The organism is Pseudomonas sp. RA_5y_Pfl1_P24 (assembly GCF_963970945.1).
GTDB lineage: Bacteria > Pseudomonadota > Gammaproteobacteria > Pseudomonadales > Pseudomonadaceae > Aquipseudomonas > Aquipseudomonas tritici.
Genome location: NZ_CAXAOJ010000004.1, coordinates 45,609 through 69,378, shown reverse-complemented (window position 1 = coordinate 69,378; position 23,770 = coordinate 45,609). Strand labels below are relative to the sequence as shown.

Here is a 23,770-nt window from a genome sequence, read left to right as displayed (position 1 = left end):
CACAGGCATTGGTGCGCGAATGAGCGCTCAACCGCGCAGTGCAGTGACCAATTCGGCCAGCCACGGTTCGGCGTCAGTTTCCGGGGTGACACTTTCGCTGGCGTCCAGGCGCAGCATCGGCAGCACTTCGCGCACGCCCAGCTCAGCAAACAGCTCGCGCATTTGCTCGCCGCCACCGCAGAAAGTATCGCCATAGCTGGCGTCGCCCAGGCCGATGACTGCACCGGGCAGGCCACGCCAGGCGGCGGGCAGTTGGTCGCGAATCGTCGAATACAGGGGTTGCAGGTTGTCGGGCAACTCGCCCATGCCGGTGGTGGACGTCACCGCCAGAAAAGCGTCCGGCGCAAATGCCTGCACCTGCGCCAGACTGGCGCGGGGGTTGTGCCAGGCCTCGAAACCTGCGGCATTGAGGATACTGCCAGCATGGCGAGCGACATCTTCAGCAGTGCCGTAGACCGAGCCGGAAAGGATGGCGACTTTCATCAATCTAATCCTGTAGTTGAGCGAAAGCCTGGGATATTAGCAGCTCAACCGACCCCTTCAAAAAAACGTCGCGCCCGGATGGAAAGAATGCCGGGGTGTCTTAGACTTGCGACACCTCACATGGATGAAGCCCCGCATGATTAACGCTCAATTGATGCAAATGGTCATCGACGCCTCGAATGACGGCATTGTTATCGCTGAACGGGAAGGCAAGGACTTGCCACTGATCTACGTCAACCCTGCTTTTGAGCGGCTGACCGGCTACGCCCGCGATGAAATCCTCTACCAGGATTGTCGTTTCCTGCAATCGGGAGACCGGGACCAACCGGGCCTTATCGCCATTCGAGAAGCGCTGGGCAATGATGGCAATTGTCGCGAAACCCTGCGCAATTACCGCAAGGACGGCACGCACTTCTGGAATGAGCTGTCGATATCCACCCTTTACAACGCGGCAGACAAACAGACTTACTTCATCGGCGTTCAAAAGGACGTCACCGTTCAAGTCAAAGCCCAGCAGCGCGTGGCCCAATTGGAAGCGCAAGTCGCCGAACTCAAGGCAGAGCTGGCCGCACTCAAGACGACGATCGAATCTAACAAAGATTAGATAAAACGGTGATTAAGAGGATAATGGCGTTTTACCCCCTACCCGTTGAGCAGGCCTCATGCAACGCGACGCACTCCTGACGCAGGACGAACTGGATTTTATCCAGACCATGCAGCACAACCCACAGTTGAACCTGCGGGATGCGTCGTCGAGCCTGACGGTTAATGGGGGTGCGCAAATTCGCGACCTGCTCACTCGCCTGGCCGCCCACGACCATCTCACCATCCAGGCGCAGTTCGACAACCAGCAACTGACCTTCCCGCTGCACTTGGTCGAAGATGAGTTTCACGCGGTTCACCTGCGCTTGGGCGTGCCGAGTATTTTCGAAGACGGGCCAATGATCCGGCCGTGGCGCCTGGCGCTTGAAACCCCTGTGGCGCTGGAAAATATCAAGGGCAACCCGGGCGCGATGTGGGTGCATGAGGTGTCGTTCAAAGGCGTACTGGTAGAGATTCGGGGCCGGATCAAGCCACCCAAAACTTTTTCACTGTGGTTTAGCCCGTCGGGCTATGAGCGCATTGCGTTGCGCGGAACGTTCGAACGAGAAACCGCGCGCGGGTTGTTCGCCTATCGACTGAACCAGAGCGACGCCGGAGAAATCGAGCGCCTGCGCCAGTTCATCCTGCACCAGCACCGCTTGGCCCATCCAGAGGTTCATGCCTGAGCTCAGGTATCCAGGCCACCCGCCAGGAATTGCTGTAAGCGGCGCTGCATCAGCCGCCCCTCGTTACCCAGGCAACCGATTGGCGAGTCCTTAAGGCTTTCCTGCGCCAGGTCGGCGGCATCACCTGCCAGCAGCAACGGGCAATTCAGGGTCAGCGCCAGACGCTTGAGTCGCAGCGGCAGTTCGCTGCCGGGTGCGCGATTGGAGAACAGTACCAAGGCTTGCGGCTGGGTCTTTTCGCAGATCAGCGTCAATTCATCGAATGGCTGGCCTACGCCCATGACCTTCACCGCGAGCGTTTCCCCCGACATCAGCAGGCCCGCGACCAGCAACTCCAACTCGCGGCATTCCCCGGCAACGGCCGCCAGCAATACCCGAGGCACCGACGCGGCCGCTGCCACTTGCAGACGTTGCGCGGTGCGCGAGCGCAGGTGATTGTCGAAGAACAGCCACTCGCTGGCTTGGCCGAAGCGCCCTTGGTGGCGCAGCAATGCCTGCCACAGCGGCATGAGAATGTCTTGAAACACGACGGCAATCGGGTAGGCGGAAAAGACCTGGCCGTACAGTCGGTCCAACTCACGGTCATCGAATGCGCTGATTGCAAGGCGCAGGCGCCCCTGCCACTGGACCCACTCCACCTGCGTTTCAGGCGCGGTGCCAGGTTCGCTGAGCGGCTCGTCTCGTGCGAGGAGTTTGCCGACTTTGCTCACCGCGACGCCACGTTCGATCCAGTCCAGCACCCGGTGCACGGTGTCGATATCGTTGCGCGAGTACAACCGATGCCCGCTTTCGGTGCGCTTTGGCTGGATCAGGCCGTAGCGACGCTCCCAGGCGCGCAGAGTGACCGGGTTGACGCCGGTCAGCCGGGCGACTTCACGAATAGGGAAAAGGTCGTCGCAATCAGTGACATTGTCAGGCGTCTTTTCGCGCTGGGGAGCAGTAATTTCGGGCATCAGAGATGAAAAACATCCGTGTCAATTTGAACACTATTTAACGCTTATTCGGCGGCGCGATACAAGTTACAGGGCGACGCGACCAAAGTATCTGGTGTATTTCGATAAAACAGGAATAATCCTTGCCTGTTTTTTCTACGTCGCTGCCACACCCCGCAGCCTCGTTTGTGTGCCGCCTACCCGGCCCAGCGCACCCGCACACTTGGAGATACACAATGTCTACCTCACCCGTCACCCTGATGGTTGCGCGCCGCGTGGCCAAGGGTCGCTACGAAGAACTGATGGCCTGGCTGCGCGAAGGCGAGCAATTGGCCACCGACTTTCCTGGCTACCTGGGCTCAGGCGTTCTTGCCCCGCCGCCCAATGATGATGAGTTCCAGATCATTTTCCGCTTCGCCGATGAGCACACCCTGCATGCCTGGGAGTTTTCTGCCTCCCGCAGTGCCTGGTTGAGCCGTGGCAGCGAATTGTTTGCCGACCCGTCCGAGCACCGCGTACGCGGCATCGACGGCTGGTTCGGCGCGGTGGGTGCGCGCCCGCCACGCTGGAAGCAGGCCGTGGCGATCTGGCTGGCGTTCTTCCCGGTATCGCTGCTGTTCAACTTTGTATTGGGCCCGCTGCTCAATGAACTGGAGCTGGTGCCACGTGTGCTGGTCAGCACCCTGGCGCTCACGCCCTTGATGGTTTATCTGTTTATCCCACTCTCGACCCACCTGCTGGCGAATTGGCTACATCCTTCCCCACCGCGCAAGGTCACTGAAGCTGCCGCATGAGTACAGGGGCGGGCGGTCGCTGGTATAGTTTCAATCTGCCAGCGACCCGAGCCTCTCATGACTGCAACGAACGCCCCGATTCTGATCACCGGCGCCGGCCAGCGTGTCGGCCTGCATTGCGCCCAGCGCCTGCTGGACGAAGGCCACTCGGTGATTTTCAGCTACCGCAGCGAGCGGCCCGGCGTGCAGGCGTTGCGCGAGCGTGGGGCCATCGGTGTATATGCCGATTTCTCTGACGAAGCCGGAATTCTCGCGTTTATCGCCGAGCTGCACACCCACACCCAGAGCCTGCGCGCGATCATCCATAACGCCTCGGCCTGGGTCGCGGAAACGCCTGGCGACGAAAGCCGCGCTTTTACCGACATGTTCAGCGTGCACATGCTTGCGCCGTACCTGATCAACCTGCATTGTTCACCCTTGCTGCAACGCTCGACACCGGCCGACATCGTGCATATCAGCGATGACGTGGTGCGCAAGGGCAGCCGCCAGCACATCGCCTACTGCGCCACCAAGGCCGGGCTCGACAGCCTTACGCTGTCATTTGCCGCGCAGTTCGCGCCGCTGATCAAGGTCAACGGCATCGCACCGGCGATGGTGATGTTCAACGACGGCGACGATGCTGCCTACCGCGCCAAGGTACTGGCCAAGTCGGCACTGGGCATCGAGCCTGGCCCCGAGGTGATCTACCAGAGCGTGCGCTACCTGCTGGACAACCCTTATGTCACCGGAACCACCCTGACCGTCAACGGCGGGCGGCATATCAAGTAAGCCGTTTGTGAGGATGTTGTATGACCTTATCCCTGCCCCAACACTACCGCGAGATCCTTAAAGGCCTGGGCGAAGACCCCGAGCGCGAAGGCTTGCTCGATACCCCCAAGCGCGCCGCCAAGGCCATGCAATACCTGTGTAATGGCTACGCGCAGAACCTGGAGGAGATCGTCAACGGCGCGCTGTTCGCCTCTGACAATGACGAGATGGTGATCCTCAAGGACATCGAGTTGTACTCGCTGTGCGAACACCACCTGCTGCCCTTTATCGGCAAGGCCCATGTGGCCTATATTCCGACCGGCAAGGTGCTGGGCCTGTCGAAACTGGCGCGTATCGTCGACATGTTCGCCCGGCGCCTGCAGATCCAGGAAAACCTCACGCGGCAAATTGCCGACGCCATCCAGGACGTGACCCAGGCGGCCGGCGTGGCCGTGGTGATCGAAGCCAAGCATATGTGCATGATGATGCGCGGCGTGGAAAAACAGAATTCAACCATGAACACCTCGGTGATGCTCGGCGCGTTCCGCGAGTCGAACACCACGCGCATGGAGTTCCTGCAACTGATCGGACGGAGCAAGTAGCAATGCCACAACTTCAACCAGGCATGGCGCGTATCCGGGTCAAGGACCTGTGCCTGCGCACCTATATCGGTATCAACGAGGACGAAATCCTCAACAAGCAGGATGTGCTGATCAACCTGACCATCCTGTATGCCGCCCAGGAAGCCGTGCGCGACAATGACATCGACCATGCGCTGAACTACCGCACCATCACCAAGGCGATCATCGCCCATGTGGAAGGCAACCGCTTTGCCTTGCTGGAGCGCTTGACCCAGGAATTGCTGGACCTGGTGATGAGCAATGAGTCGGTGCTGTACGCCGAAGTCGAAGTCGACAAGCCCCACGCGCTGCGCTTTGCCGAATCGGTTTCGATAACGCTCGCGGCGAGCCGCTCAGCCTCAAGCGATAAGCTTCAAGCCACACGTTAAAGCCAACCTCATTCCAACTTGCAGCTTGAAGCTTACCCGCTGATAGCTGTCTCGAAGAGACCACCATGAACGATCAACAACGCCTCGAACTCGAAGCCGCCGCCTTTCGCCGGCTGGTAGCCCACCTGGACAGCCGTAAGGATGTGCAGAACATCGACCTGATGAACCTCTCGGGCTTCTGCCGCAACTGCTTGTCCAAGTGGTACAAGGCCGAGGCTGACGAGCGTCAGATCGAGCTGAGCCTCGATGACGCCCGTGAGGTGGTGTACGGCATGCCATACGCCGAGTGGAAAGCCACCTACCAGAAAGAAGCCAGCGCCGACCAACAGGCAGCGTTCGCGAAAGGAAAGACCCATGACTGATTTGAACACCCTGCGCGTAAGCCTCAACAGTGGCGAACATGTGTTTGCCGATACCTTGGCGTTTGTTGCTGCTGGTTACGACTACCAGCCGCAGGCCTTCACCAACGGCCATGTAGAAAATGCGGCCGGGCAGAATGAGGGTTCGTGCAAGACACTGGGTTTGGCCCTGCTGGAAAGTCTGAGCGATCAGGAAGCGCTGCTGGCTTTTGGCGAGCATTACCGTTCGGTGGTGGCGACGCCTGAGGGCAGCGACCACGGCAACATCCGCGCACTGATCGCGCATGGCCTGGCCGGCGTGAAGTTCACCGCACACCCCCTGACACGCCGCTGATTCAATCTAGAAACCCGTTCACTGTGGGAGCCGGGCTTGCCCGCGATGGCGATGGTGACTGACACGCCGCTATCGCAGGCAAGCCAGCTCCCACAAGGACTGGGTTAACACTTCATGACCTGGGTGTTAGTTGAATCGCGGACATAAAAAACCGGCCTCACAGCCGGTTTTTTAGTTCAACGGGGTCAGAACGAAGCGTTCTGCAGGCCGTCCAGGTAACGCTCGGCATCCAGTGCCGCCATGCAACCGGCGCCGGCCGAGGTGATGGCCTGGCGGTAAACGTGGTCGGCTACGTCACCGGCAGCGAAGATACCTTCGATGTTGGTGGCGGTGGCGTTGCCTTCACGGCCGCCCTGCACCACCAGGTAACCGTCTTTGGCTTCCAGCACGCCTTCGAACAGCGAGGTGTTCGGGGTGTGGCCGATGGCGATGAACACGCCGTCGACTTTCAGTTCGTCAAAGCTGCCGTCGTTGTTTTTCAGACGGGCGCCGGTCACGCCCATGTTGTCGCCCAGGACTTCGTCCAGGGTGGCGTTGAGCTTGAGGATAATCTTACCTTCAGCGACACGGGCGTGCAGCTTGTCGATCAGGATCTTCTCGGCGCGGAAGGTCTCGCGGCGGTGAACCAGGGTCACGGTGCTGGCGATGTTCGCCAGGTACAGCGCCTCTTCCACGGCCGTGTTGCCGCCGCCGACCACGGCGACGGGTTTGTTGCGATAGAAGAAACCATCGCAGGTCGCGCAGGCGGACACGCCCTTGCCCATGAACGCTTCTTCCGATGGCAGGCCCAGGTAGCGGGCGCTGGCACCAGTGGCGATGATCAGCGCGTCACAGGTGTATACGCCGCTGTCGCCGGTCAGGCTGTAAGGCTTTTTCGAGAAGTCGACTTTGTTGATGTGATCAAACACGATTTCGGTTTCAAAGCGCTCGGCGTGTTCTTTCATACGCTCCATCAGCACCGGGCCGGTGAGGCCATGGACGTCGCCCGGCCAGTTGTCGACTTCGGTGGTGGTGGTCAACTGACCACCCGCCTGCATGCCGGTGATCAGCAGCGGCTTGAGGTTGGCCCGGGCAGCGTAGACAGCAGCGCTATAACCGGCAGGGCCGGAACCGAGAATAATCACTCGCGAATGACGGGTATCAGACATGACTCACTCCTATCGACCGCCCGGACTACAAGGCGGCTGGAATAAAAAAGGGACCACGAAGCACTTGGGGAAGGCTTGAACTCGCAGACCCTGAAAAATAATGGGTGCAGCGTATCGAGGGGGGCAAGATTAAGGAAATACGGAATAACAATCCAGCTCATAGGTGGTCTCTATGCAGTCGGCTTGGTTCATCGACACGTTTGTTACCGCTGATGTCGCCGCTTTCGCCTAAGGTGCAAAGTCGGTAAGGTCGGCGCGTTCGCCACTTTGCTCGGAGTTCTCCATGCCCGCCCCTGCTCTTTCCGGCCCGCAATACCTGCGTGAAGGCCTCAAACTGGTGTTGAGCCCTGGCCTGCGCCTGTTTGTTTTGCTACCGCTGGCGATCAACCTGGTGCTGTTCGTCGGCTTGATCTATTTCGCCGGTCATCAATTCAGTTTGTGGGTCGACCATTTGATGCCGACGCTGCCGAGCTGGCTGAGTTTTCTGAATTACCTCATCTGGCCTCTGTTTGTGGTGCTAGTGGTGCTGATGGTGTTTTTCACCTTCACCATGCTGGCCAACATCATCGCCGCGCCCTTTAACGGCTTTCTCTCGGAGAAGGTCGAAGTGGTGGTACGTGGCACGGACGATTTTCCGGCCTTCAGCTGGGGCGAGTTGGTCGCCATGGTCCCGCGCACGCTGGCCCGGGAAATGCGCAAGCTGGGCTACTTCCTGCCACGGGCCATCGGCTTGTTTATCCTGTCATTCATTCCGGTGGTCAACCTGATCGCCGCGCCACTATGGCTGTTGTTTGGCGTGTGGATGATGGCGATCCAGTACATCGACTACCCGGCGGACAACCACAAGCTGGGCTGGAACGAGATGCTCGCCTGGCTGCGCCAGAAACGTTGGCAGAGCATGAGTTTCGGCGGCATCGTCTACCTGGTGCTGCTGGTGCCAGTGGTCAACCTGCTGATGATGCCGGCGGCAGTCGCCGGTGCCACGTTGTTCTGGGTGCGAGAGCAAGGTGCCGAAGCGATGGCGCAGCCGAAAAAAGTGACCCAGTCATAAATCCATCATGCCGATGACACAATGACGACATGGCCCACGGCGACACTGTGGGTCATGATGACAGCCTCGCTTCACATCACCCTGATTACCGAAACCTTCCCGCCAGAGATCAACGGGGTGGCCAATACCCTTGGCCGCTTGTGCGAGGGGTTGCGGGCGCGCGGCCATCAAGTCGAGCTGGTGCGCCCGCGCCAGGGCGTCGACCAGAGCCGCCCCAGCGACGATGAGTTGCTGCTGTGCCGTGGCTGGCCGCTACCCGGGTACCCGGGCCTGCAATGGGGACAGTCGTCGATGCACAAATTGCTGCGACGCTGGACCCGTCAGCGTCCGGACGTGCTGTACATCGCCACTGAGGGGCCATTGGGTCTCTCTGCCCTGCGCGCCGCGCGGCGCCTGGGGATCAGCGTGGTCAGTGGCTTTCATACCAATTTCCAGCAGTACTCGAACCAATACGGCTTGAGCATGCTGAGCCGAATGGTCACTCACTACCTACGCTGGTTTCATAACCGTTCGACCTTGACCCTGGTGCCCAGCGCCAGCCAGCGCCTGGAGTTGGAGCGCAGGCATTTCGAGCGTCTGGGGATGTTGTCACGCGGGGTGGACAGCCAGTTGTTCCACCCGGCCAGACGCGACAACGCGCTGCGGGAAAGCTGGGCATTGAACAGTGAGCAAACTGCCGTGCTCTACGTAGGCAGACTTGCGCAGGAGAAGAACCTGGGATTGCTCAAGCGTTGCTTTGAGACGTTGCAGGACACTTATCCCCAGCGTCAGATGAAGCTGATCATCGTCGGCGATGGCCCGCAACGGGCGATGATGGAAAAGGAACTGCCGGAAGCGATCTTCTGCGGCACCTTGCGAGGCGAGGAACTGGCGCGGCATTACGCGTCAGGCGATGTGTTCCTGTTCCCCAGCCTGACCGAAACCTTCGGCAACGTGGTGTTGGAGGCGATGGCCTCGGGCTTGGGTGTGGTGGCCTACGATCAGGCGGCTGCGACCCAGCATATTCGCCATGGCTACAACGGTGTGCTGGCGATGCCGGGAGATGAGAATGCGTTTTGTGAGGCCGCTAACTGGTTACTGGAGGACGCAGAAAGCTTGCGCCGCATGCGCCTGAATGCCCGTCAGCATGCGAGCCGCCAGGGTTGGCCGGCGATTATCGAACAGTTTGAGCGCCAACTGCGCGGGGTATGCAAGGACGGGCCCCCAGTGCCCGCCCTGTCGCCGCTTACACCAGGGTCGTCAACGCCTCACGACTGAATGGCAGGATATCGCTCTCCCGGCCTTCGCGCACTTTCACGGCCCAATCCGGATCAACCAGCAGGGCGCGGCCCACGGCGACCAGGTCGAACTCGTCGTTGTTCAGGCGCTCCAGCAGTTTCTCAAGACTGGCCGGTTGCGCGACCTTGTCGGTGTTGACCATGAACTGCAGGAACTCGCCATCCAGGCCCACGCTGCCCACGGTAATGGTCGGCTTACCGGTGAGCTTGCGCGTCCAGCCGGCCAGGTTGAGGTTGGAGCCTTCAAACTCCGGTTCCCAGAAGCGACGGGTGGAGCAGTGGAAAATGTCCACACCGGCGTCAGACAACGGCTTGAGGAACTCGCCCAACGCTTCCGGGGTTTGCACCAGGCGAGCGGTGTAGTCCTGCTGTTTCCACTGGGAGAAACGGAAGATGATCGGAAAGTCCGGGCCAACTGCGGCGCGGGTGGCCTCGATCAGCTCGATCGCAAAGCGCGAACGGTTGGCCAGACTGCCACCGTATTCGTCGGTGCGCTGGTTGCTGCCTTCCCAGAAGAACTGGTCCACCAGGTAGCCGTGGGCGCCGTGGATCTCTACACCGTCCATGCCGATGCTCTGTGCATCCCTGGCGGCCTCGGCGAAGGCGTTGATCACTTCTTTGATGTCCTGAGTGGTCATGCCGTGGACGACCACGTTGCCATCCTTGAGTTTTTCCATCGGGCCATAGGCTGGCACGCTGGCATCTGGCTCGGTGCCGATACGACGCACGCTGCCTACGTGCCACAATTGCGGAACGATCTTGCCGCCTTCAGCGTGCACCGCGTCGACTACCTTCTTCCAGCCAGCCAGGGCGGCTTCACCGTAGAAATGCGGAACATTGGGGTAGCCGTTTGAGGCTTGATGGCCGACCACCGTACCTTCGGTGATGATCAGGCCCACGCCTGCGGCGGCGCGGCGACGGTAGTACTCGATGACGTTGGAATTAGGGACGCCACCCGGGGAGAACGAGCGGGTCATCGGCGCCATGACCACGCGCGTCGACAGTTGCAATGCACCGAGCTGGAACGGTTTGAACAAGGCTTGGACAGGCATGGGAGCACTCCACGGGAGACTTAGTTTATGACGCAGATAATATGGGGAGTGCGCAGCGCTGAGTAGCACTATTGATCCGAGTGATTAAGGGGTATGAAAGCAGTCAGTAGCTACACGCTTGAAGCTGCAAGAAGAGCGCTGGCGCTTATTCTTGCGGCTTTCAACTTGAGACTTGAAGCTACACCGAAAGGGGTTCAGCTCAGGGCTTTTTCGATGGCCTGGACGATCGTCGGATCATCCGGCGCTGTACGCGGCGAAAAGCGCGCGAGCACCCGGCCGTCTTTACCCAGCAGGAATTTTTCGAAATTCCACGTGATATCCCCGGGGAACTCGGCGCCCTCACCTGCCAGCAAGCGGTACAGTTGATGCCGATCAGGGCCGTTGACCTCGAGCTTGCTGCCCAGCGGGAACGTTACCCCGTAGTTCAGGCTGCAGAACGCCTGGATCTCTTCCTCAGTACCCGGCTCCTGGCCGGCAAACTGATTGCACGGCAAGCCAAGTACGGTGAAGCCCTGGCCCTTGTACTGCTGGTAGAGTTTTTCCAACGCGGCGTATTGCGGGGTCAAACCACATTTGGAGGCCACGTTGACCACCAACACCACTTGCCCCTTTAAGGGCGCCAGCGGCAGCTCGTGTCCGTCCAACGCTTTGAGTTTCAGGTCGTGGAAAGCACTCATGACGAACTCCAGATATCCCATATTCTTCGCATTGCGGCGCTTCGAGATTACAGCTCGCAAGCCTGCAATCATAGACGCCGATTGCAAAACTCGCCTACGGGTTACTGAGCGGTCGGCCAGGGCAAAATCGGAATCGCCGTCACGGCGTTCTGCGGGCTGCCTTCGATCAGTCGGTCGCTGTACACCAGGTACACCAGGGTGTTGCGCTTCTTGTCGAGGAAACGCACCACCTGCATGGTCTTGAACACCAGCGAGGTGCGCTCCTTGAACACTTCGTCGCCATCCTTGAGCTCGCCCTTGAAGCGGATCGGCCCTACCTGACGGCAGGCGATCGAGGCTTCGGCGCGGTCTTCAGCCAGGCCCAGGCCGCCTTTGACGCCGCCGGTCTTGGCGCGCGAGAGGTAGCACGTCACGCCGTCGACCTTGGGGTCATCAAACGCTTCGACCACGATCCGGTCGTTGGGGCCGACAAACTTGAACACCGTCGACACCTGGCCGACTTCCTCGGCGGACGCCAGCAGCGGCATGGCCAACAGCAGGCCGAGCATTCCCTTCATTAAACGCATCGTGTATTCCTTTGGTTAGACTAGGATCAGGTTGTCGCGGTGCACCAGTTCAGGTTCCGCCATGTAACCCAATAGTCCGACAATCGCATCAGAGGATTGTCCAATGATTTTCTGCGCTTCAAGGGCGCTGTAGTTGGCCAGGCCACGGGCAATTTCACGACCGTCCGGCGCAACGCAGACCACCATCTCGCCACGGCGGAAGCTGCCCTGCACCAATTTGACGCCCACCGGCAGCAGGCTCTTGTTGCCTTGGGACAACGCTGATACGGCCCCCTCGTCCAGCACCAGCGTGCCTCGGGTTTGCAGATGACCGGCCAGCCACTGTTTGCGCGCCGCCAGCATGCCGCGTTCCGGCGACAACAGGGTGCCGATGCGCTCACCGGCCTTGAGGCGGTCCAGCACGCGCTCCAGGCGCCCGCCGACGATGATGGTGTGCGCGCCGGAACGTGCGGCCAGGCGTGCGGCACGCAGTTTGGTCTGCATGCCGCCACGGCCCAGGGCGCCGCCGACACTGCCGGCCACGGCGTCCAGCGCCGGGTCATCGGCGCGCGCTTCGTAGATAAGCTGGGCGTCAGGGTTATTGCGCGGGTCGGCGTCGAACATGCCGTCGCGGTCGGTAAGAATGACCAGCAGGTCGGCTTCCACCAGGTTGGCTACCAGGGCGGCCAGGGTGTCGTTGTCACCGAAGCGGATTTCGTCGGTGACCACCGTGTCGTTTTCGTTGATGACCGGGATGACCTTGAGCTCCACCAGCGCACGCAGGGTGCTGCGGGCGTTGAGGTAGCGCTTGCGGTCGGACAGGTCGTCGTGGGTCAGCAGGATCTGCGCCGTGTGGCGACCGTGCTCGGCAAAGCTGGATTCCCAGGCTTGCACCAGGCCCATCTGGCCGATGGCAGCGGCGGCTTGCAGCTCGTGCATCGCGCTGGGTCGCGCGGTCCAGCCGAGGCGGCTCATCCCGGCAGCAACGGCCCCGGACGACACCAGCACCAACTCGACGCCTGCTTCATGCAAGGCCACCATCTGCTCGACCCAGACGCTCATGGCTGCGCGATCCAGACCTTTGCCATCCGCCGTCAGCAGCGCACTTCCAATCTTTACGACCCAGCGCTGCGCACCTGTCACTTTGCTCCGCATCATCTTCAACCCTAGAGTGATGGCTGCGCGACCCAGCGCCGCCCATAACGTTATACCCAGATACTAAAACGCCGCTCTAAAAGGAGCGGCGTTCAAGTTTATCGCAACAGATCAGTCGCGCACGTAAATGATTTCCGGACCGTCGTCATCATCCACGTCTTCTTCGTCCCAATCATCGTCGCCGATGTCATGGACCGACTTCACGCCGCTGCGGCGCAGGGCACGCTGGTCGTCCAGGGCTTGCAACTGGGCACGGGCTTCGTCTTCGATCTGCTGATCGAGTTCAGCCAGTTCGGCCTTGAACACCGGGTCGGCCGCCAGGCGGTCGGCACGGTCTTCGAGGTAGCGCATGATGTCGCGGGTCAGGCGCTCGGTGCCTTCTTTGGCGATAGCCGAGATCACGTAGACCGGGCCAGTCCATTCCAGGCGGTCAACGATCTCCTTGACGCGCTCTTCGTGCTCTTCTTCGAGGATCTGGTCGCACTTGTTCAGCACCAACCAGCGATCACGCTCGGCCAGGGCCGGGCTGAACTTGGTCAGCTCGCTGACGATCACTTCGGCGGCGTCCGGTGCACTGGTGTCATCCAGCGGCGCCATGTCGACGAGGTGCAGCAGCAAACGGGTACGCGACAAGTGCTTGAGGAAGCGAATCCCCAGGCCAGCACCGTCGGAAGCACCTTCGATCAGGCCAGGAATGTCGGCGATCACGAAGCTTTTCCAACGGTCGACGCTGACCACGCCCAGGTTAGGTACCAGGGTGGTGAACGGGTAGTCGGCGACCTTCGGCTTGGCGGCCGATACCGAGCGAATGAAGGTACTTTTACCGGCATTTGGCAGGCCCAACAGGCCTACGTCGGCGAGGACTTTCATTTCCAGTTTGAGGTCACGCTGCTCGCCCGGCTTGCCTGGCGTGGTCTGGCGTGGCGCGCGGTTGGTACTGGACTTGAATCGGGTGTTACCCAGACCGTGCCAGCCGCCCTGCACAACCATCAGCTTCTGGCCGGCCTTGGTCAGGTCGCCAATCACTTCCTGGGTGGCCGAGTCGATGATCGTGGTGCCAACCGGTACGCGCAGTACCAGGTCTTCGCCTTTTTTACCGGTGCAGTCGGTGCTGCCGCCGTTGGAGCCACGCTCGGCATCAAAGTGCCGGGTGTAACGGTAGTCGACCAGGGTGTTGAGGTTTTCGTCGGCCATCATGTAGATGGAACCGCCGTCACCGCCGTCACCGCCGTTAGGGCCACCGTTTTCGATGAATTTTTCGCGACGGAAACTCATGCAACCGTTACCGCCGTCGCCTGCTTTTACTCGGATGGAAACTTCATCAACGAACTTCATAACAAAACGCCTCTCGCCGCACGGACGAGCTTAAGAAACCAAGACATAAGACTCTTGCAAAAATGAGCGCAGCGACCTCAATCAACGACCGCACATCCCGCGCCTGAGCCCATTACAAACAGCTTTGCAAGAGACTCACCCCACAAACGAAAAAGCCCCGTCGCGAGACAGGGCTTTTCCAGCGATCTCGCAGTTAAGCTGCGACAACGCTCACGTAACGGCGGTTGAACGCGCCTTTTACTTCAAACTTGATCACGCCTTCGATTTTAGCGAAGAGGGTGTGATCTTTACCCATGCCAACACCGTAACCGGCGTGGAATTGGGTGCCGCGCTGACGCACGATGATGTTGCCCGGAATGATTTTCTGGCCGCCATACATCTTAACGCCAAGGCGTTTGGCTTCTGAGTCGCGACCGTTACGGGTACTACCACCAGCTTTTTTGTGTGCCATGAGTCAATTCTCCTAGTGAGGAATTAGGCTGAAATTAAGCCTGAATACCGGTGATTTTGATCTCGGTGTACCACTGGCGGTGGCCCATACGCTTCATGTGGTGCTTACGACGACGGAACTTGATGATGCGGACTTTATCGTGACGACCTTGGGAGATCACTTCAGCCACAACGGTAGCGCCAGCAACAACTGGAGCGCCGATGTTCACGTCATCGCCATTGGCGACCAACAGAACGCGATCAAAAGTAACGGATTCGCCGGTAGCGATTTCCAGTTTTTCGATCTTCAGGTATTCACCTGGGGCGACTTTGTATTGCTTGCCACCAGTAACAATTACTGCGTACGACATGGTATTTCTCCGATAATCCTGCTCACCCAGCGCTTTATAAGAAGAGGTATTGGCTGGCATGGCTGCATGGGATGGACGTCCCGAATGCAATTGCGTAAGGCAGGTGCTGCCCAGGAAGTTCAGGGTGCGCGATTGTACGCAAGGCTTTGACGCGTTGCAAGTGGCCGTCTATCGCGCCTTGACACCCGGGGGCCTGGGTCCTAGCATGCCGCGCAACCCTTCTGGAGCGACTGTCGCTGATGCAACCCCAAGCTTTCTACCGCGCGGTCGCGGACGATTTTAGCGCCGTCGACGGCATCATCAAGAAGCAGCTGACTTCTAAAGTGCCGCTGGTCTCCAAAATTGGCGACTATATTACGTCGGCGGGCGGTAAACGCCTGCGTCCTTTATTAGTGTTGCTGTGCGGCAAGGCCCTGGGTCGCGAAGGCGATGACCTGCGCCTGCTGGCGGCCACTATCGAGTTCCTGCACACCGCCACCCTGCTGCATGACGACGTGGTCGACATGTCCGGCATGCGCCGTGGCCGCGAGACCGCCAATGCCATGTGGGGCAATGCCCCTAGCGTACTGGTGGGCGACTTCCTGTACTCGCGCTCGTTTGAAATGATGGTTGAACTTGGCTCGATGCCGGTGATGAAAATTCTTTCACAGGCCACGCGCATCATCGCCGAAGGCGAAGTGCTGCAACTGTCGAAGGTCCGGGACGCCAGCACCACCGAAGAAACCTACATGGAAGTGATTCGCGGCAAAACCGCGATGCTCTTCGAAGCCTCCACACACAGCGCCGCTGCACTGTGTGGCGCGACGGCCGAACAGTCCGAAGCCCTGCGCACGTTTGGCGACCACCTGGGCGTAGCCTTCCAACTGGTGGACGACCTGCTCGACTACCGTGGCGACGCAGAGACCTTGGGCAAGAACGTCGGCGACGACCTGGCCGAAGGCAAGCCGACCTTGCCGCTGATCTACACCATGCGCGAAGGCACGCTGGAACAGGCCGCCTTGGTGCGCAAGGCGATCCAGAAAGGCGGGATCGAAGACCTGGAGGCCATCCGTGCCGCCGTCGAGGCGTCAGGCTCGCTGGCGTACACCGCGCAGTTGGCGCGTGATTATGTCGCCCGTGCGATCAAGTGCCTGGACGCCCTGCCGGCCAGTGAATACCGGGACGCCCTGGTTGAGCTGAGTGAGTTTGCGGTCGCACGTACGCACTGATACTGCCCGGTTTCATGTGGGAGCTGGCTTGCCAGCGATGACTTTAGCGAGTTCACTGCCGCTATCGCAGGCAAGCCAGCTCCCACAGAGTTCCGCGGCGCCCCAACCTTGCGATAAACCCTATATAATGTGCGACTTTTAGCCATCCTGACTTTTAAGGAGCTTTAGTGAGCACGTTGCCACCCTGCCCGAAATGCAACTCCGAATACACCTACGAAGACGGCACCCAGCTGATCTGCCCGGAATGCGCCCATGAGTGGTCCGCCAATGGCGAGGCCGAAGCGGCCAGCGACGAAACCGTGAAGAAAGACTCCGTCGGCAATGTGCTGCAGGACGGCGACACCATCACCGTGATCAAGGACCTCAAGGTCAAGGGCACCTCCCTGGTGGTCAAGGTCGGCACCAAGGTCAAGAACATCCGCCTGTGCGACGGCGACCACGATATCGATTGCAAGATCGACGGTATCGGCCCGATGAAGCTCAAGTCCGAGTTCGTGCGCAAAGTCTGAATGTGCTACCTCCATCCCGCGCCCGCCGCGGGATGGCGTTTCGCCCTCTACGTTGCACCCCACGCAATATCCACACAGAAAAAACCAGAAACCGCCAATAGGCACTTGCTATTCTATGAATAAGAATTATTCTCATTGAAATCCATCAAGGAGATGCGACCCATGACTTATTTGATAGATGCCTGGCTGGACCGCCCACACCCTTACCTGCGGATCCTGCATCGGGAAACCGGCGAAGTCTGTGCGGTACTGGAAGAAGAAGCCCTGAATGAACTGCAGGATCAGGGTGACCTGGACGTCAACGGGCTGAGTTCAAGTGAACCTGGCGTGTTGAAGGAAGTGGTGCGCAATCTGTTTCTGTTCTGCTATGCCCGAGCGTTGCGCCCGGCCACGGAGCTCAATGGCAAGTTTCATCCATGAGCGACACGACAACCCACGAATGCACCGGCCTGATGTGGGAGTCGGCGGTTCGATGCTTCGACTTGCCCGCGATGCAGACGACTCGGTCAACCTTGCTACCGAGGTGATGCTATCGCAGGCAAGCCAGCCCCCACATCAAGCTGGCGTCAATGCTACCCAGTCTTACAGAACGTCGAGCAGTTCGACGTCGAACACCAGAACGCTGTGCGGCGGGATGCTGCCAACGCCTTGAGCGCCGTAAGCCAGTTCGCTCGGCACATACAGACGCCATTTGCTGCCGGCATTCATCAATTGCAGGGCTTCGGTCCAACCGGCGATCACGCCGCCAACCGGGAATTCTGCAGGCTGGCCGCGCTCATAGGAGCTGTCGAACACAGTGCCGTCGATCAGGGTGCCGTGGTAGTGAGTACGCACTTGGTCTTCACGGGTTGGCTTGGCGCCATCACCTGCGGTCAGCACTTCGAATTGCAGGCCGGAAGCCAGGGTGGTGATGCCATCACGCTTGGCGTTTTCAGCCAGGAACGCCAGGCCGGCGCCCGCTGCGGCTTCAGCCTTGGCAGCCGCTTCGGCTTGCATGATTTCGCGGATCACTTTGAAGCTGGCGGCCATCTGCTCTTGGTCCACACGGCTTGGCTTGCCGGCGAAGGCGTCGGTCAGGCCGGCCAGGATCGCGTCAAGGCTCACGCCCGGCGGCGGGTTGTCGCGCAGTTGGTCACCCAACTGACGGCCAATACCGTAGCTGACGCGGGTTTCGTCGGTGGACAGATTAACTTCGGACATGAAGAGGCTCCGCTGTAGGAAGACACCGAAAAAGCTGCATGAGCGCTGCGCTTCCCGTGCCATCCAGAACTAAAAGGGCCAGCAGACTAGCACAGAAAACCTGCCCCTGATGAGCCCCACCCCTGCCCCTAGCTATCTACCGCTGCGCCGCCCGGGCGTTACCTCATGCTGAGGATTCATTCCATCATCATGGGGACTGTGCCGATGAGCACCCAGACCGAACCCACCCTCGAGCAGCTCGAGACCCAACTGCTCGAGATCGACCCGACACTGCGCGGCCAGACGCTGCGCCCCGTCCAATTGCCGCACACGCTCCAGGCGCTGGAAAAAGTGAACGCCACGCTCAAGCAAGCCAACGCGGCTTTCTTCACACAGGCCCGCGCGCTCTACAAAGGCCTTGCCGAAGACGACACCTCGCTCGCGCGCTTGAAAACCAATCTAGACCAGCAACTGCAAACCCTGGATGAAACCAGCCGCGTGGATGGCCAGGGCCGCAAGGCCTACATGACCTATACCGCAGGCAGCACCGCGCTGGAACAGGAAGCGAGCCTCAACGCCAAGGATTACCTGCTCACACCGTCCGACCAGCGCATGGTGGAAGACTGCTCCCGCGGCCCGGCGTTTCGTCCAGGCATGTATGCACTGACGTTCACCTATCAGGAACAGACCGTGGCCTTTGCCGGCGCCTTCGTGCTCACGCGCCAGGCCAGCCCCGTGGTGAACGACTTGACCTGCGGCGAGCCGGTCGGTCCGGTACTGCTATTCACGCCATCCCGTGGCCTGGAACCCTTCGACTCGTTGCAAGACCTCGACCAGGGCCTGCTGACAATCATGGCAACCGCCACCGACCGGGACGTGCTCACTCGCCACCTGCCTGTGGCTTATCAACACGTGCACAGCGCCGGTATCTGGCCCCTGGAACTGCAACCGATCACCGGCCAGCCGCTGTTCGAATTCAGCTACCAGGCGCTGCTGAACAAACGCAGCCTCGACATCGAAGCCGCCCTGACGCACCACACGCCTGCCACACGGGTTCCATTGCTGGACGCCGCCATTCAGGCGGCGCTGCCCGACCTCAGCGAACGCCTGGAATTTCGCGCCCAACGCCTGTTGGAACAAGCCCTCTACAACCGTTTGCCCGCCTGGTACCGCAATGCCGCAGCGACTGACCAACACGCGTTAATCGCGAAACTGGCGAACTACAATCAGGCCCGCCAGTCATTCCTCGACCTGTTCGGCCCTGCCGCCACACCACAGGCCCTGGCGCACTACCAACTGGTAGAGCGGCTGGCAGACGACATGGATATCCACGACCTCGATCCGCACCAACTGCACATCACCACCCAGCGCAAGGTCTCCCTCGTCGGCGACTATGCACAACGCCATAACCTGGTGGCGTTGGCATTGGCAGGCCTGCACACCGACGACGATTTGCCTGGCTCCGACTTCCTGCAGCGCAGCCAACTCACCTACGCCGACGCGCCGTTGCAGGGTGATCATGCCCAACTGACTCCGCAAGCTTTGTCCCTCCTGTTACAACACCTGCATCCGCGCCTGGACTTCGCCGCCGAGCAAAAAAGCATGCTCGGTACGCCTGAAATCAAACAGGCGACTAGGGCGCTGCTCGATCAACGCCTGCTCACGCTGGCGACCCTCGCCAGGCTCCAGGGCCATCTGGACACGGCCGACTACCGGCGCTTCGAACAACTGCGCGCCAATCTTCATCCGCACCTGCGGGCGCAACCGGTGCTGGTACATGGCGCGCAACTCAAGGACCTGTGGCTACTGCGCGACGAAGCTGCCAGCGGCCAGGTCAAGCGCCTGCTGCTATGCACTCCCGAAGCCCCGCGCGCTCGGCAGTTCATGGCCTTCGACAGCCTGCGGGAATGCCAGACCCACATTATCGGCTGGGCGGATGAAGCGTCCGGGGCGATGCGTGACTATGTGATCCAGCAAGTCCCCGTGCGCTTTCGTCCCAAGATGGCGACCTTTATGAACAACCTGAGCTTTAAGCCAGGGGACGACGAGTATCAGGAAGTCACCTTCGGCCCGGCGTGTAACCATGCCGACTGCCTGGACGCGATGGTCGCCCATTGGCTCGAATCCCAGGCGCTGGACGATTACCAACACAGCAGCCCACCCTGGTATCGAGCAGCGTCGGCAGCCAACCGAATCAAACTCACCAGCCTGGCCGAGGATACCCAGGGCGCACAGCGCACCTACGATGCCCGGCCCGATTCGGAGGCGCGCCTGCCGACGTTTGAGGCGTATGTGCATGAGCACGCCAAAGCCAGCCTCAATCGGCTGTTGGGGCATCAGCAGAATGATGTCGATCCAGACACGGTTTTCGTCTACTCGCCCAAGCCGCTGCTGGGGCCGAAAACCGAAATGCCCTACACCCAGTTGTACCGCGACGGTTACGAAGACGGCGTGGGGTTCCTCGACGAAAAATTCTCCGCCAGCGCCACTTTCCGCGGCCCGGCAGGTGTGGACCTGAGCCGGCTGACTGCGCAGAACGTGGCCCGCTCAGTGACCGGGGTGTGGATCGGCCAGCGCTACATCGAGCGGGTCCGCCTGCAACTGCAAACCGATAGCCCAGGGTATGACGACCGGCGCAACGCCATCCTGAAGATCAACCAACTGCAGATGAAAAGCGCCGCCCTCGAGTCCCGTCTCCAGGGCCACATCGCCAGTGCCGACCTGGCCTGGCTGGAGCGCGCCATCGATGGCCTGGGCGACAAGGCCGTCAGCCAACGCAACAGCTACCGCGTGTACCGTGTGTTCATCGACGGTGAATGGGTGATCGGCAACTACCTGTTCAGTCACGCCGACAACCCCACGCTGCTCTATACCCCGAATGCTCCGGATGGCATCAGTTTTCGCGAGGCCAGGCTGTTCAACTATCTGCTCAAGCAGGTCGACGGTATGCCGGCCTACTTCTGTGGACGCGTGCCGACGCAGTCCCGATCGCGGGTCAGCGGATTTCTGGAGAGCGTGCGTAAAGGCCTGCCCAGTGATATCAACCGCACTACGCCAAGCCCGGCCCGCTATGACGCGATCGCCCACGTGGCCCCCCTGGCCAATCTGCGCCATGAGTTCTACAACATGGCGCTGCAACGCAAGATCGATGAGGTCAACGCCACCACCGTCAACCGCATGCAGAAAATCACCGGCATTCTCTGGACCTGCGTGGAATGGCTCACCGCCGTCGCCACGATCCCATTCCCGCCCCTGAGCCTGAGCCTGGGCGGCCTGCTGGCATTCAAGGACGCCATGCTGGCGCTCAACGCCTATCAGCAGCGCGACAAAGCCATGGCGCTGCAGCACTTTCTCGGTTACTTGCTTAACAGCGGCGGTGCCTTGCTGTTTGATTACCGCCAGGTTCTGAAGGGGACATTTAATTTGCTGTCGCCCCTGCGGCCGGTGATTCCCGCCAGCACGCAGGCCCTGAAAACCGCTGCACTCAAGCCACTCAAAAGCACCGTGCCACTCGGCCTGCAACCCGTGCTGTTTGAAGGCCAGTCACTGTGGGCCGCGCAACAACCCGATGCGCTGGGACGGCATCTGCTCTATCGCCTTGACGCGCGAACGGGCCACTATCGTTCAACGGCACGCCTGGTCAATCAGGACGCCAGCGGCAACTGGATGCGTTCCGGCCTGGCGGGAGGCGGTAAGACGAAATACGAAAAGCTGGCGGAGGGCGTCGATAACCCCTTGGCCCCGTATGAGATTGCTCCCGATCAGAGCAAGAATTTCAGGGCTGTACTGGCGCCCGACTTCCTTAAGGAGCAGAGCGATTGGGGCGCTGGCCTGGCCGATGCGTCCCGCACACAGGCCAGCGCAGCGCTGGCCCCGCTCAGAGAAACGTACCCCGCGCAGGTATTACGCCTGACTGAAGATGCCAACCAGTTCTTCCAGACCCCAGGACCGCGTCCTGCCCGGACCGCCGCGCCGGCACTGGCCCCCGCCGCCTCCCACGCGGGCATCTTGCAAACCCTGTTCGCGCCCAGCAAACGCTTGATCATCGGGGCCCATCACAACGCCATCGCCAGCAAGCAATTGCTCATCGAGCACATGCCGGCGCTGGCCAAGCAAGGCTTGAAGCGCCTGTATATCGAAAACCTGCCGGCGGATATTTGGCGCAGCAAACTGCAGGTGCTGAACAAGCAGGCCAAGGGCGATATCGCACGCGCACTGAAGCAGGTGGAAGACCACCTGGCCGAGGTCGACAGCGCGCTCGGACTGCACCGCGACGCCCCCTTCACTTACCGCAAACTGATGCTTGCCGCCCACCGGGACACTATCGCGGTGGAGGCGTTGGATGGCTCTGCCTCCTACCATCTGGAACACGTACTCGCCCTGGGGGACGGCGAGCGTTTTATCCCTCGCGCCAGCACCTTGAGAAACTTCTATTCCCACAAAATCCTGGAACGCGATGCCGCAGACGGTTGGATCGCTTTGGTCGAACAAAATCGCCTTGGCACCTATGATCAGATACCGGGCCTGGCCGACCTGCAGAATGCGCTGGCCTTACGGGTCGAGGAGGTACCGCCAGGCGGGGTGAACGGTATCTGGCCCGACGTCAGCGGTGCCGCCCAATCCCGAGGGGATTACAGGCTCGCCATGACGACCGCCCACCGCGTGCTGCCATCACCCGGCTCGTCACGGGTTATGCAGGCGGCGGCGGTGTCATCGCATTTCGACACGTTCGACCTCCCCGCGACACTTCACGAGGACATCACGCAACTGGCCAGCGAGCGCCGCGGCCTCGACCCGCGCTACGCCTCGCAGCACCGGTCGAAGACACAACAGGCCGCTATCCAGAGCTTTACCGAACAGCGAGACCAGTTGCATCGGCAAGCCAGCCGTTTCGTTGCCGATTACACCTTCACGACACGCCCGTCATTGACGCTCCCGGCCACAGCAACCACAGAAGTGGCGTTTCTGGAGCGCCTTTATCAGTCAAGGCTCGGGCTGGTGATTGGCGAAGTGCATTCGGCCATATCACCTAAGCAGTTTCTGATCAAACACATGAAATGGCTGAAGAAACAGGGGGTCCGGACCCTCTATGTGGAACACCTGCTGACGGACTTGCATCAGGCACAGTTGGACGCTTTCCACAGCGGTTTGAAAATGCCCGAGCGCTTGCAACGTTATGTAAAGCAGCAAGACCTCGGCCATATGTGGAACTACACCGGACCCAATACCTACACCGGTGTGCTGAGCGCGGCCAATAAATACGGGATCCGCGTGCGAGCGCTTGATTGCACCGCCAGCTACCACACCAAGGGCATCGGCGGCGCCAACGTTCGGCCTACGCTGTTCAGCTATTTCGCCAACGAAGTGATCAAGGCCGACCAGGCGGCGCAAGGTGCGCATAAATGGGTGGCGCTGATGGGCACGGCCCACACCGACACCCATTACCTGGTACCGGGGATTGCGCAATTGCAGAACGCCGTCAGCCTGCATATTCACGATGTAGCCCCAAGCCTCGCAAAGCCGTTGCACGTCGGCGCCTGGGAAACGGCTGACGATGCCGGCGGAATAGCCTTGCGCAGCGACTTCAAACTGACCGTCGGCGTGCCGGGCCGAGCGCTCCCGGCGCCAGTAGCACTACCTGATCGGAGCAAACTCAAGCGGGCCGGTGAGTTCCTGATTGAGCGGCGTTCGTCGACTGAAATCAACCTGGTGCATCGTTCCAGAAACGATGAAATTGTGACCACCGCCATTCAAATCGACGAGCGCGGACGCTACTTCATCAATCGATGGGACCGACTCAACGAACAGCGCTTCCTGCACCTGTCGCAATTGATCGAGGCGCTCAAGAGCCATCCGCCCCTGGGCATTGGGCCGGGCCTGCGACCGGTGACCTGACTTACACCTGAAG

Annotated in this window: 25 protein-coding genes; 14 read left to right on the top strand and 11 right to left on the bottom strand. The window is 60.4% G+C overall.

Going from position 1 to position 23,770, the window contains the following annotated elements; genetic code table 11:
* Positions 1-27 precede the first annotated feature (27 nt).
* Positions 28-483 (bottom strand): flavodoxin, encoded by a 456-nt coding sequence (locus AACY30_RS07245; protein WP_339470663.1) that lies wholly within the window; start codon positions 481-483, stop codon positions 28-30.
* Positions 484-619: 136 nt separating this feature from the next.
* On the opposite strand from AACY30_RS07245, the gene AACY30_RS07240 reads away from it, so the two are divergent.
* A complete protein-coding gene (locus AACY30_RS07240) occupies positions 620-1,087 on the top strand; it encodes a PAS domain-containing protein (protein ID WP_339470661.1) in 468 nt (155 codons plus the stop codon).
* Positions 1,088-1,145: 58 nt separating this feature from the next.
* Positions 1,146-1,751, top strand: coding sequence for a hypothetical protein (locus AACY30_RS07235; RefSeq protein WP_339540070.1), 606 nt, complete (start codon positions 1,146-1,148; stop codon positions 1,749-1,751).
* 2 nt (positions 1,752-1,753) lie between these two features.
* On the opposite strand, the gene AACY30_RS07230 is transcribed toward AACY30_RS07235, so the two are convergent.
* Entirely contained in the window at positions 1,754-2,704 is a 951-nt protein-coding gene (locus tag AACY30_RS07230) for a MerR family transcriptional regulator (protein ID WP_339540069.1), read from the bottom strand.
* 215 nt (positions 2,705-2,919) lie between these two features.
* On the opposite strand from AACY30_RS07230, the gene AACY30_RS07225 reads away from it, so the two are divergent.
* The 6 genes from AACY30_RS07225 to AACY30_RS07200 all read left to right on the top strand — a co-directional run bounded on the left by AACY30_RS07225 (position 2,920) and on the right by AACY30_RS07200 (position 5,926).
* On the top strand, positions 2,920-3,477 hold the full coding sequence (locus tag AACY30_RS07225; protein ID WP_065874470.1) for an antibiotic biosynthesis monooxygenase: 558 nt from the start codon (positions 2,920-2,922) through the stop codon (positions 3,475-3,477).
* A gap of 57 nt (positions 3,478-3,534) precedes the next feature.
* Complete coding sequence (gene folM / locus AACY30_RS07220; RefSeq protein ID WP_339435951.1) at positions 3,535-4,245, top strand: dihydromonapterin reductase; 711 nt, start codon at positions 3,535-3,537, stop codon at positions 4,243-4,245.
* Positions 4,246-4,265: 20 nt separating this feature from the next.
* Positions 4,266-4,826: a GTP cyclohydrolase I FolE gene (gene folE / locus AACY30_RS07215; protein WP_339470655.1), complete on the top strand. Its 561-nt coding sequence runs from the start codon at positions 4,266-4,268 to the stop codon at positions 4,824-4,826.
* A gap of 2 nt (positions 4,827-4,828) precedes the next feature.
* Positions 4,829-5,233: a dihydroneopterin triphosphate 2'-epimerase gene (gene folX / locus AACY30_RS07210; protein ID WP_339470653.1), complete on the top strand. Its 405-nt coding sequence runs from the start codon at positions 4,829-4,831 to the stop codon at positions 5,231-5,233.
* 65 nt (positions 5,234-5,298) lie between these two features.
* Positions 5,299-5,595, top strand: coding sequence for a DUF1244 domain-containing protein (locus AACY30_RS07205; protein ID WP_339420692.1), 297 nt, complete (start codon positions 5,299-5,301; stop codon positions 5,593-5,595).
* Positions 5,588-5,926, top strand: coding sequence for a HopJ type III effector protein (locus AACY30_RS07200; protein WP_339435950.1), 339 nt, complete (start codon positions 5,588-5,590; stop codon positions 5,924-5,926). Before AACY30_RS07205 ends, AACY30_RS07200 begins: the two co-directional genes overlap by 8 nt.
* Before the next feature lie 185 nt (positions 5,927-6,111).
* Here AACY30_RS07200 and trxB read toward each other — a convergent pair whose 3' ends face one another.
* Positions 6,112-7,074 (bottom strand): thioredoxin-disulfide reductase, encoded by a 963-nt coding sequence (gene trxB / locus AACY30_RS07195; RefSeq protein WP_003176041.1) that lies wholly within the window; start codon positions 7,072-7,074, stop codon positions 6,112-6,114.
* A gap of 283 nt (positions 7,075-7,357) precedes the next feature.
* Here trxB and cysZ point away from each other — a divergent pair, with 283 nt between their 5' ends.
* Complete coding sequence (gene cysZ, locus AACY30_RS07190; RefSeq protein ID WP_339420550.1) at positions 7,358-8,125, top strand: sulfate transporter CysZ; 768 nt, start codon at positions 7,358-7,360, stop codon at positions 8,123-8,125.
* 54 nt (positions 8,126-8,179) lie between these two features.
* Positions 8,180-9,382, top strand: coding sequence for a glycosyltransferase family 4 protein (locus AACY30_RS07185; RefSeq protein WP_339436059.1), 1,203 nt, complete (start codon positions 8,180-8,182; stop codon positions 9,380-9,382).
* Here AACY30_RS07185 and AACY30_RS07180 read toward each other — a convergent pair.
* The 7 genes from AACY30_RS07180 to rplU form a co-directional block, all read right to left on the bottom strand.
* On the bottom strand, positions 9,351-10,454 hold the full coding sequence (locus AACY30_RS07180) for an NADH:flavin oxidoreductase (RefSeq protein ID WP_339470649.1): 1,104 nt from the start codon (positions 10,452-10,454) through the stop codon (positions 9,351-9,353). The genes AACY30_RS07185 and AACY30_RS07180 overlap by 32 nt on opposite strands.
* 194 nt (positions 10,455-10,648) lie before the next feature.
* Positions 10,649-11,131 (bottom strand): glutathione peroxidase, encoded by a 483-nt coding sequence (locus AACY30_RS07175; RefSeq protein WP_339420547.1) that lies wholly within the window; start codon positions 11,129-11,131, stop codon positions 10,649-10,651.
* A 101-nt stretch (positions 11,132-11,232) separates the two neighbouring features.
* A complete protein-coding gene (locus AACY30_RS07170) occupies positions 11,233-11,697 on the bottom strand; it encodes a CreA family protein (RefSeq protein WP_065874460.1) in 465 nt (154 codons plus the stop codon).
* A 15-nt stretch (positions 11,698-11,712) separates the two neighbouring features.
* Positions 11,713-12,831 carry a glutamate 5-kinase gene (gene proB, locus AACY30_RS07165; RefSeq protein ID WP_005791305.1) on the bottom strand — a complete coding sequence of 373 codons (1,119 nt, stop codon included), beginning with the start codon at positions 12,829-12,831 and terminating at the stop codon, positions 11,713-11,715.
* Positions 12,832-12,942: 111 nt separating this feature from the next.
* Positions 12,943-14,166 (bottom strand): Obg family GTPase CgtA, encoded by a 1,224-nt coding sequence (gene cgtA, locus AACY30_RS07160; protein WP_339470648.1) that lies wholly within the window; start codon positions 14,164-14,166, stop codon positions 12,943-12,945.
* Positions 14,167-14,359: 193 nt separating this feature from the next.
* Positions 14,360-14,617, bottom strand: coding sequence for a 50S ribosomal protein L27 (rpmA, locus tag AACY30_RS07155; RefSeq protein ID WP_003176049.1), 258 nt, complete (start codon positions 14,615-14,617; stop codon positions 14,360-14,362).
* A 34-nt stretch (positions 14,618-14,651) separates the two neighbouring features.
* Positions 14,652-14,966, bottom strand: coding sequence for a 50S ribosomal protein L21 (gene rplU / locus AACY30_RS07150; protein WP_003176051.1), 315 nt, complete (start codon positions 14,964-14,966; stop codon positions 14,652-14,654).
* Positions 14,967-15,205: 239 nt separating this feature from the next.
* Between rplU and AACY30_RS07145 the strand changes: the two genes are divergently transcribed.
* From AACY30_RS07145 to AACY30_RS07135, 3 genes are all read left to right on the top strand, one after another.
* Positions 15,206-16,174: a polyprenyl synthetase family protein gene (locus AACY30_RS07145; protein ID WP_339470647.1), complete on the top strand. Its 969-nt coding sequence runs from the start codon at positions 15,206-15,208 to the stop codon at positions 16,172-16,174.
* Positions 16,175-16,341: 167 nt separating this feature from the next.
* Positions 16,342-16,683 carry a zinc ribbon domain-containing protein YjdM gene (locus AACY30_RS07140; RefSeq protein ID WP_339420544.1) on the top strand — a complete coding sequence of 114 codons (342 nt, stop codon included), beginning with the start codon at positions 16,342-16,344 and terminating at the stop codon, positions 16,681-16,683.
* Positions 16,684-16,845: 162 nt separating this feature from the next.
* A complete protein-coding gene (locus AACY30_RS07135) occupies positions 16,846-17,103 on the top strand; it encodes a PA4570 family protein (RefSeq protein WP_003194088.1) in 258 nt (85 codons plus the stop codon).
* Positions 17,104-17,265: 162 nt separating this feature from the next.
* Here AACY30_RS07135 and AACY30_RS07130 read toward each other — a convergent pair whose 3' ends face one another.
* The gene (locus AACY30_RS07130) at positions 17,266-17,883 is read right to left on the bottom strand and encodes an FKBP-type peptidyl-prolyl cis-trans isomerase (RefSeq protein ID WP_003176055.1); all 618 of its coding nucleotides are present in this window, start codon (positions 17,881-17,883) and stop codon (positions 17,266-17,268) included.
* A gap of 204 nt (positions 17,884-18,087) precedes the next feature.
* Here AACY30_RS07130 and AACY30_RS07125 point away from each other — a divergent pair, with 204 nt between their 5' ends.
* A complete protein-coding gene (locus tag AACY30_RS07125; protein ID WP_339540068.1) occupies positions 18,088-23,757 on the top strand; it encodes a membrane-targeted effector domain-containing toxin in 5,670 nt (1,889 codons plus the stop codon).
* Positions 23,758-23,770: the final 13 nt, after the last annotated feature.